Below are 9,449 nucleotides of genomic sequence, written 5' to 3'. Positions count from 1 at the left end.
CAAGGACCGGCGGTCGCGCCCCAGAGGGCGCGGCCGCCACCACCCGGCCATCAGGTGACCGGAGCCAGCCCAACCCGGACACGCCCGTGACCTGATCGCGGACATAGCGGAGGACAAAGCATTGGTCGGAAGACGATTAGGGAGGCATGATCTTCCACGCCGCCGACGCTGAGACAGACCCACGTTGTTTCCTACAGCGCGCAAGTGATGGACCGGGCCCTCCACTAAACGGCATGAGAATCGCATCCAGAATGTCGACGCTCCTCAACAGAGGACAGTGCCGAGACATCGAGTGTTGCCTTTCTTCTCCTGAAGGCAGAACCATCTGGGCAAAGTTCAGGGAGAAGAACATGACCAAGGCCAGCTTGACCCCGCGAAGCCTCGCAGCGCAGGCGATGGGCAAGGTGGATCCGACGACGCGCGGCGTGGTCCCGCCCATCCACATCGCGACAACCTATCTGCGTGACGAGGATAACGGCTATTCGACCGGCTTCGTCTATGGGCGCCCGGACAACGAAACCGTTCGCGAAGCGGAGAGCGTGCTTGCGATGCTCGAGGACGCACGGGCCGGCGCGCTTCTGTTCGGTTCCGGAATGGCGGCGGCGACGGCGGTGTTTCAGGCGCTGGACCCGGGCGATCACGTGATCGCCTCTCGCGTGATGTACTGGGCGCTGCGCAATTGGCTGCTGACCGAAGCGACGCGCTGGGGCCTGAACATCGAATTCGTCGAGACCGACGATCTCTCCTCATTGAAAGCAGCGATCAGGCCGGGCGAGACGAAACTCGTCTGGATCGAGACACCGTCGAACCCGCTTTGGACGATCACGGATATCGAGGCAGCCGCTGGCATCGCCCATGCTGCAGGGGCGAGGCTTGCCGTCGATTCGACCTGCGCGTCGCCCGTGCATACCCAGCCGTTGGCGCTGGGGGCCGATATCGTCATGCATGCGGCGACAAAGGTACTGAACGGGCACTCCGACGTCGTGGCAGGTGTCCTGTGCGCGCGCGAGGACGACGAATTCTGGCAACGGATCAAGACGATCCGCAAGATGCAGGGCGGGATTCTGGGTCCGTTCGAAGCGTTTCTGCTGATCCGCGGGCTGCGTACGCTTCATCTGCGACAGGAACGGCAAGCAGCCTCGGCCATGGCGCTCGCCGAGCGGCTGAGCGCGCATCCGATGGTCGCGCGCGTTTTGTATCCGGGACTGCCCCAGCACCCGGGCCATGATATCGCGGCCCGTCAGATGAAGGATGGCTTCGGCTACATGCTATCGATCCAGGTTACGGGCGGCGAAGCGGCTGCGGTGCGCACCGCGGCAAATGTAGCGCTCTATAAGCGGGCGACATCGCTCGGCGGGGTCGAAAGCCTGATTGAGCATCGCGCTTCGATCGAAGGTGCGGGTTCGCCCTGTCCGCCGGATTTGTTGCGGCTATCGACGGGTATCGAGGACGTTGACGATCTCTATGACGATCTGGATGAAGCGCTGAAGGCCGGGGCGTGATTGCAGCCTGCGATCGTCGGACCAGAGGTCGCCCAAGCTGATGGCAAGGCAGCATGCCAGGGGCGGCTGATGATACGCAATCAGTGCAAGACCAAACCGAAGGTGCATCGTTCGGCGAAAGTGGCAGCGGTTCAGAACGACACGTCGTAGGTGAACGAAAGCGTGCCGTCACGCAGACTCGTCGATGTGCCACCCCGATCCCGGTTCCAAGGAAAGCGGTTCGCGGCATAGTTGGAATAGGTGATGCGCAAACGATTGGTCGGTTTCCAGCTCGCACTGTACGTGAAATCAGGTTGCCACGGTTTCTGGGTCTGATGCGCATAGAGGTATGTGGACAGACCAAGCGACAGCCGCTTGGTCAGGGCAACACCGCACGACAGCGCCACCGCATCGCGCGAGGGATCGGGCAGCGCGACGCGAAGGCGACAGTCCGCACCCCTTCCCGCCGGAAGCGGCAGGCGCGGCAGCGTCAGGCTGGCCGACAGCCTGCCGTCGAGCGCGGTTTCCAGACCGGCCCCTTCTCCGTCGAGGCGGATACCTTTGCTGGCATAGGTCAAGCTCAGGCGTTCGGTGGCCTGGAAGCTTAGCGCGTAGGTGATGTCGGGATCCCACGCGGCTCGCCGAACTTGACTGGAATAGCTGTTCGCCCTGACGCTCAGCGACAGCCTGTTCGAAAGCTGCGCCGTGCAGCCGAGGCTGGTTTGCAGCCGATCGGCAAGGCGCTTCACATTCTGGCTGGACGCCTTCTGAAGCGAGGCGCTGGCCGTGACGTTGCATGAAAGGCCGAGGATATGCGCCCAATCCGCGGTATGAGCGGCCTTGACCAGTCCTGCCGCCCCGCACCGGACGTCTGCATCGTCGCAGCGGAGCGGGGACGAAAACGTCAGCGAGGGCGCGACCCGAAAATCAATCGCCCGGCCGGTTGAGGCCGGTTGGGTGCGCAGCTGGCGCGGATTCCCCGTTCGCTCGCTGACCTTAAAGGGCGGCATCGGCTGCGAGGTCCCGACAGCGCGGGTGGGGGGCGTGCCGGAATCGGCAAGCACCCATTCAGCAAGGAAGGTCGCCAGTCTTTCCCCATCCACCGAAACCGGCGCTGCGGGACGGGGCGCTCCCGCAGCGACCACAACATTCAAAACGCTACCGTCTGAGAGGATCTTGCATTCGACGGCAGGCCTGCAAGATAGACGAAACGATTGACCGCGTGGGTCATCCACCTGCGTGACCACGGCCGAGCCGTCGGGGAACAAGCGGTACCGCCAGCCGTCCAGCACTCCCTCCTGAAAGCGCGACCATACCAGCGCGCTGGGCGTGTCGATCAGAACCTCGACTGCGCCAGGCAAGGCGGGGTCGTTCGTAGGCAGAATATCGGCGCTCGGCCAGGATTGCGCCAAAGCGCTCGTCGTCGCGCACGCGACCAATCCGACGAAGAGCATTGCCGCCGACAATCTGCGCATCGCTCAGGTCCGGCAAAGCGTCGCCTGGAGCCGAAGGATTGCACCTTCGACGTCGTTTCCGCTTTCATCGCCCAAGGCCGCGTGAAGGGCGGCGCGACTGCGTTCGCCAAGGACACCGTCATCAGGACCGGGGTCATGGCCAACGGCCTTCAGAAGGCGCTGGAGCGTGTGGGCCGGCGTTTCGCCCAGCAACGTCGCATCTGCGCGACAGCGAAGGACCGGACTGGAAACGGGCGCGCTTACCCTTACGGGGTCCGCACCGGCAGCCAAGGCGAGTGCCGCCGCAGGGGAGAGCGCGCGACCCTGATCGGGAAGATGTCCCGGAACTCCCGTCTCGAATTCCGGCGGAACACGTCGCAGTTCTGACGCTGTGACGTCCTGCCCCGACAGGCACCGACCAAGGGCGCCAGCGATGCGATCGGCACCAACTTGGGGCGTCCCTTGCGCCTGGCTTTGGCAGGGCGACGCCGTGCAATCGACGCGGACCTGCCAACTGGGTGAGCCGATGTCATCCGACAGGATCGCAGTGCGGTCGCCGAAAATGCGATAGACCAATCCATCTACCGTTCCCTGCTGCCATACGCCGGGGAAGCGCGCGGACGGTACGTCGACGCTCATCTGCCGCACGTCCTCTGCACCCGGTAAAGGCAGGTCGAGCGCTGGTCCCACGCAGGGCGCGGTGGCGCAAAAGGCTGGTGAGGCCATGGCAAGGTAGAGGATCGCGAGAAGCGCTTTCATCGCGGCCGCCGCAGCAGAGGCCCGTCGGCCTTAAACGCCAATGCCGCTAGCACAAGCGCGTTGGTATTGGCCGTAATCGAGCCGTTGGTCGAACCGTCCTCTTCATAGATGCCTTCTGGCCAGCCCTTGTCTGGATCTGCGGTGGCCTTGACGGCTACGACAAGCTCTTCTGTGTAGGGTGTGCCGTATAGCGCGTTCCAGCCAAAGGCTGCCTTGGTCGCCAGCGTTCGGCGGCTGTCGATCCGGTCTCCCTTGAAGGTCAGGACCGACCAGGGCGAACCACCCCCCCAGATCGTCGAATAGGCGAAATAGGGCGCCTCATCGAGATGAGTCTCGGTCACCGCGGTCAGGTGACCCGTCTCTTCGTGACGCTGTTCCTGAGCGCGATAAACGGCCGAAGCAATCCGCGTGGAACGGGCGTCGAAGCCGAACTCCAGTCCGTCGAAGAGGTAGGGTTCGCTGACGACGAAAGCGGGGGTGGCGGCACGGTGCAGGCGCGTATCCACCGGTATGGGCTGGCCCTGCACCGGCTGGATCATGGCACTGTCATCGGGATCGTAGGCGCGGACTACGTCGTATCCCAGCAGCATCATGGCCTTGGCGGCGTATTGTTCGTAGCCCAGTCGACCTTCCTGGTTTTAGCGCACCTCGCCGTCTACAACGGTGGTGCCGTACATCTGGCCGTCGCGCACCATGCGATCCAGTTGCCAGCCGTCCAGAACCTGACCGATGGAAGCGGCGAGTTCGGGATGGGCGGAGCGCGCGATCGCGAGGGCAGAGACGATCCGCGCCATGTCCAGCGCCGACCATCCCAACCCCTGCTTCGATGGCTTGTTGGTGTAGTCCACCATCAGCAGCGACCGCGTGTCGTAGGCTTTGTTGGGCAGGACTCCTTCGAACAGCGGCAGCTTGCGAAGGCTTTCGAAAAGCGCCGACAGACGGGCCCTCGCTTCCGTGGCTGGGATCAGATCCAGCCGCTCGGCCGAAACGATCGCAACGATCTGCGATCCGGCTTCCCACATGGTGATCGAAGGATACCCGTCCACCGAATTGACCAGACCGGTCTTTGCGTCGGTATTGTTTCGAAAATACGTCCACGCGATGCTGGCGTGTTTCAGATCTTCGGCGGTCGACTCGCCTTTGATGGCCAGCGGCAATGGCTCTTGCTCGACCACGGGTGAAAGCACGCTGAACGTGGTTGCCTTGGGAAGGCTGGCGGCGGATTGGCTGGCCTGTTCCAGCCACATGACGACGGCAAGGCCGCCGAGAACGCCGAGGATGAACACGATATGACCGCGTGCGCGGATCAGGTTCTGACGAAACGTCATCTTGATTACTCTGAATCGGAATGGTTGGGCTGCCACAGCGCGGCGCGGATCGCGCCCGTCATGGCGATGCAGTTGTTCAGGCCCCAAAGGGCGTTCGTCACGACGCCGGTCACGGTGTGCGAGGTCTCGAAGGCGCAGAGCGCGATAGCCGCCCAGAGCGCACCCGCGACCGTCATCGCGACGACTGCGATTTGCGGTCGAACCAGATGCAGGAAGCGTCCGGACTGGCGGTCCTTCGGCGTGACCTTGAAGGCGATGCGCTCTCCACGCAGGACTGTCCACAACGCCTTGAGCCCAAGCGGAAAAGAAGACAGATAGCTGGCCTTCGCGGCCTGTCCGTCGATGCCCCATGTCCCGACCATCATCGCCAGTTCCAGCATGACGATGAACGGCACCACGTGAATGAAGAACTGTTGGGAATAGGCTTCGACGGGCGACACTCCGGTAAAAAGATAAGCCGCCGGGGCAAGCAGGAACACGACGTTCCAGAGGGCGCCGAGATAGGAATAGAAGGTGGCCCCATACATCAGGCGCTGGCGCAGGGTCAGACCGCGTCTGAAAAGCGGATTGTCGTTGATCAGGATGTCGAGACTGCCACCCGCATACTTGAAGCGCTGGATGGTCCAGCTGATCAGGTCTTGGGGCGACAGCATCCGTGTCTCGACCAGCGGATGAAGCAACGATTTCCAGCCGCGCTCGCTGTCGGCATGCATCACGATGGAGGTGTAGATGTCTTCGGACACGTGGAAACGATAGGGCGTCAGTATTTCTGCGCTGACGGCTTCGGTCCGGATCGCATCAAGCAGATCGGGCGCGACATTGCGCTCACGCGTTTCCAGCGTGATTTCTTCTTCAGCTTCGATGACGCAACGCTCGACCTTTGCGCCAAAGGCGCGCAAGGCAGCCTCCATTACCGCCTCGCGCCGGTGGATCGACCCGGCACCGCAGCAGAACGCGGCGTTTGCATGGTTTCGGCGGCGTTGGATGACCTCGTAGAACATGCGCGGGTCGTTGACGAAGGGGTCGTGTCCGAACCGGATTCCGCCGACCGCTTGCTCCAGCCTTCGTGCCCATCGTGCAACGCTGGCTCCGAAGCGCGCATCTGCAAGATCGGCCAGTCCCCGACCTTCGGGCAGGTCGTAGAACCATTGAGGCGTCTGGATCCAAGCCATCTTCGGATCGCGGAAATGACCCAGCGTCCTTTCGAGGCACGTCGAAAACGGGCGTGTATCCGCGTCACAGATCAGGAGGAAATCACCCGACGTCTGCTCCATCGCATTGCGCAGGTTGCCTGCCTTGAAACCTTCGTTCGTGGCGCGCGTGATGTAGCCCACACCCTCCTGCCGCGCGATGTCAGCCATGTGCGAACGGCGTCCGTCATCGAGGACGTGAATCCGCACTTCGATCGGGTGGGGATAGGTCATCGCCTTGGCATCGATGATGCCCAGCCGAACCAGTTCAGGGTCCTCGCTATACGTCGCGAAGAAGACGTCGACACTGATCGGGGCGTCCGGATCGGGCGAGCCGGGATCGACATCCCCCCGTGTGGCGGGTGGTGACGGCACCTCAGGTGACTGATCGCGCCACAGGTTGATGACGAACAGGATCAGGCCCAGATAGGCCAGCGTCTCTGCCACAGCCAGAAGCGTCGCAAACCACATCGCATCGGGATTGAGCGAATGGGTCCAGCGCCAGACGATGTACCAGCCCCCGATCACAAGGGTGACGGTCGCAAGCAGCTGCCACAGGATCTCGCGAAGCGGGTCATAGGCAAGCGGCTCGGGAGGTCTGCGATCCTCGAACTGATGGAAATAGGTGTCGCTCATGTCGTGGGGACCAGCTTGATTTCGTTGCGGCGCGCCAGGCGGGCCCAGGGCGTCGGACCGAGGCCGATCGTCCAAGCCAGATGCGGAACGCGACCGATCAGGGCCGCCAACCCGAGCGCCAGCGGCAAAGCCACCGAAAAGCGCAACAGAACCAGCATTGCAGGTGAAACCGATTGCGACAGACCGCTCTGGATCACCGCGATGTCGAATAGATCGATGACGGCAGGATGGATGAGATACACACCGAACGTGTAGCGAGCCGCGATCGACCATCTGGGTGACCAGGATGCATACTGGCTTCCCATGAACATGCAGAAGATCAGCAGTGGCATCAGGAAATGGCCGAAATAGTCCCAGCTGGCGCGGACCGGGAACGCGCCCGTCATCAGCGCCGGTCCAAAGAAGGGAAGCGTCGCCAGATAGGCCAAGAGAACGAGATAAAGCGCTCCACGCCGGATGAGGCGCGCCTCGCCGCGGGGAATTCCGTCTTTCCACAGCGAATAGAGGGCAAAGGCCGCAAGCCCGTATCCCACGTATCCGAAGATCTTCGTCAGGCGGACGAGGTAATCGCGGACAAGGGGTGCGATGTCGATGGAATAGAGGAAACCCTGCGCATGGTTCATTGCCCCGAGCGTCGCGAACAGCAGCACACCCAGCATCGGATACCGCATGGCAAGCCGCATCACGGGATAGAAGAGCGAGATCGCAAAGAGCGTCGGCAGGAAGTGCATGTGGTACTGAGACTTCCCCAGCAGGAAGAAGGCGACCCAGGTCTTCAGTTGTGAAAGTTCGGCAAGATATTGCGGCGCGTATCCCTGGACGTCGGCTTTGATCAGACGAAACAGGCCGTAGAAAAGCGTCCAGAAGGCGAATGGCACCAGCAGACGCTTGGCCTGAAAGACCGTCTGTTCGCGAAAGCCGGGCCGGTGCCGATCGATGCGCTGGGCGAGAAGGAACAGCGAGAACAGGAAGAACATCTCGGAGCCCGAGAATTCGCCGATCGAACGCAGAAGAACCGGAATGACCCGTTCAGAGATGCTGGCGTCGGGGAACGGTCGGCCTGCGAAGTCGGTGGTGCTGTGGATCAGGACCACGCCTGCCGCGGCACACACGCGGTTAGCGTCGAACCAAACCATGCGCTGTGACAATGATGTGCTCATCGCTTCACCCGGTCCGTGCGGCAGATCTGAGAGAGCACCTGCTTGGGCTTGGGCTTTTCGAACACCTGCGGCGTGGTCGCGCATTCGGTCGCGGCAATGCCGTCTTCACCTTCGACCGGACGACACAGAATGAAAGCCTCGCTTGCAATCGCGGGGGCCTGCGCCGGCAATTCGCCACAACTGCAACAAGGCACCTCGTTCACCATCGGCTCGGGAAGGCACTTGTTCCGTCGAACATCGGTCTGCGAATAGGCCATGTCCCAGACCGTTGTGTTGGGATTGGAGAATTGCAGGATCGGCCCCTGAACCTTGTAAAGCAGGGCGGCCAAGATGATGCCGTTGTTGTTGGCGGTCTGCAGCGGGATGACACCGTTTCCGTTTTCGTAGAGGCCCTCGAAGAAGCCGCCCTGCTCATCGGACAGATGGGCGACGGTCTCGAACAGCAAGTCGGTGTAAGGCACGTCCCACAGCGCCCACATGCCAAGCGCGGCCTTGGCGGAAACCGCGGCGCGGTCGGGCTGGTAGACATCGCTGGGATCGAGCGTGTTCCACGCGTAGCCGTCGGCGAAGATGGTGTCGTAGACGAAGTAAGGCTGCCCTTCGACCTGATGCTCGGATTTGGCGGTGATGATCCCCGTGCTCTCGAACCGCCGCTGCTGGACCAGAAAGATGCGATGGGCGAACTCTGCCCTCCATCCCTGCGTCGCCATGCCGGCGCCCTCGGGGTCTGCGACCGGGAGATCCCAACCCATCTCTAGCCCATCGAGCAGATAGCTTTCCGTCAGGACGTAGTTCTGGTTATGAAAAACCCGCGGATCGCGGCCGTCATACGGAATGTCGATCCCGTAGATCGTCGTGTAGGCCAGCGGTTCGGGCTCCATTGCACCAGCGACGTCGAAGCCCCAAAGCGCGAACCCCTTGGCCGCGTATTCCTCGTAACCGAGCCGCCCTTCCTGCACATGGCGCGTCTCACCATCGCCCGTCAGGAACGAACCGAACAAACGGCCGTCATCCTGGACGATGTTGCAGAAGTTCCAGCGCAGCGGGACGTTGTCGACGCTGTTGGCGAGATAAGGGTAGCGCTCTCGCAGGATACGAAGCCAGACCAGCATGCGTCCCATGTCGAGAACCGAGACGCCGACCTCGCCAGGCTCGTTGGCATAGTTCACCTTTTCTCCGGTCTCGGTGTTGTAGACCTTGTTTGGCGCCTCGCCGCGAAAAAGGTCGAGGTTGCGCAGCGTCCCGATCAGAAGGGTCGCGCGGTGATCGAAATCACGCTTGTCGATGATTCCCAGTTCGTAGGCTGAGACGAGGGCGCTGATATAGGACGCGGTGTCCCAGAGCGTAGTCGATGGATAGGCGCCCACCGCGTTAACGAGCCCGGTTTCCGGCTGGAAACCTGCTTCGAAATAGCTCCACGCTGCCTTGGCCATCGCCATTT

Annotated in this window: 6 protein-coding genes and 1 pseudogene; 1 reads left to right on the top strand and 6 read right to left on the bottom strand. The window is 62.3% G+C overall.

Features of this window, described 5'->3' with window-relative positions; all coding sequences use genetic code 11:
• Positions 1-350 precede the first annotated feature (350 nt).
• Entirely contained in the window at positions 351-1,502 is a 1,152-nt protein-coding gene (locus tag MLD63_RS08810; RefSeq protein ID WP_255329487.1) for a trans-sulfuration enzyme family protein, read from the top strand.
• Between the two features lie 131 nt (positions 1,503-1,633).
• On the opposite strand, the gene MLD63_RS08805 is transcribed toward MLD63_RS08810, so the two are convergent.
• From MLD63_RS08805 to MLD63_RS08780, 6 genes and pseudogenes are all read right to left on the bottom strand, one after another.
• Positions 1,634-2,842, bottom strand: coding sequence for a hypothetical protein (locus tag MLD63_RS08805; protein WP_255329486.1), 1,209 nt, complete (start codon positions 2,840-2,842; stop codon positions 1,634-1,636).
• Positions 2,843-2,959: 117 nt separating this feature from the next.
• Positions 2,960-3,694 carry a peptidoglycan-binding domain-containing protein gene (locus MLD63_RS08800; protein ID WP_255329485.1) on the bottom strand — a complete coding sequence of 245 codons (735 nt, stop codon included), beginning with the start codon at positions 3,692-3,694 and terminating at the stop codon, positions 2,960-2,962.
• Positions 3,691-4,941 (bottom strand): annotated as a pseudogene (locus MLD63_RS08795) (DUF3131 domain-containing protein). The gene MLD63_RS08800 and the pseudogene MLD63_RS08795 overlap by 4 nt, the downstream one beginning before the upstream one ends.
• An 86-nt stretch (positions 4,942-5,027) precedes the next feature.
• Positions 5,028-6,848, bottom strand: coding sequence for a glycosyltransferase (locus MLD63_RS08790; RefSeq protein WP_255329484.1), 1,821 nt, complete (start codon positions 6,846-6,848; stop codon positions 5,028-5,030).
• Entirely contained in the window at positions 6,845-8,008 is a 1,164-nt protein-coding gene (locus tag MLD63_RS08785) for an acyltransferase family protein (RefSeq protein ID WP_255329483.1), read from the bottom strand. The genes MLD63_RS08790 and MLD63_RS08785 overlap by 4 nt, the downstream gene beginning before the upstream one ends.
• Positions 8,005-9,441, bottom strand: a complete 1,437-nt coding sequence (locus MLD63_RS08780) for a DUF3131 domain-containing protein (RefSeq protein WP_255329482.1) — start codon at positions 9,439-9,441, stop codon at positions 8,005-8,007. Before MLD63_RS08780 ends, MLD63_RS08785 begins: the two co-directional genes overlap by 4 nt.
• Positions 9,442-9,449: the final 8 nt, after the last annotated feature.

The organism is Paracoccus albicereus (genome assembly GCF_024359525.1).
Lineage (GTDB): Bacteria > Pseudomonadota > Alphaproteobacteria > Rhodobacterales > Rhodobacteraceae > Paracoccus > Paracoccus albicereus.
This window is presented reverse-complemented; position numbering and strand designations above follow the sequence as displayed.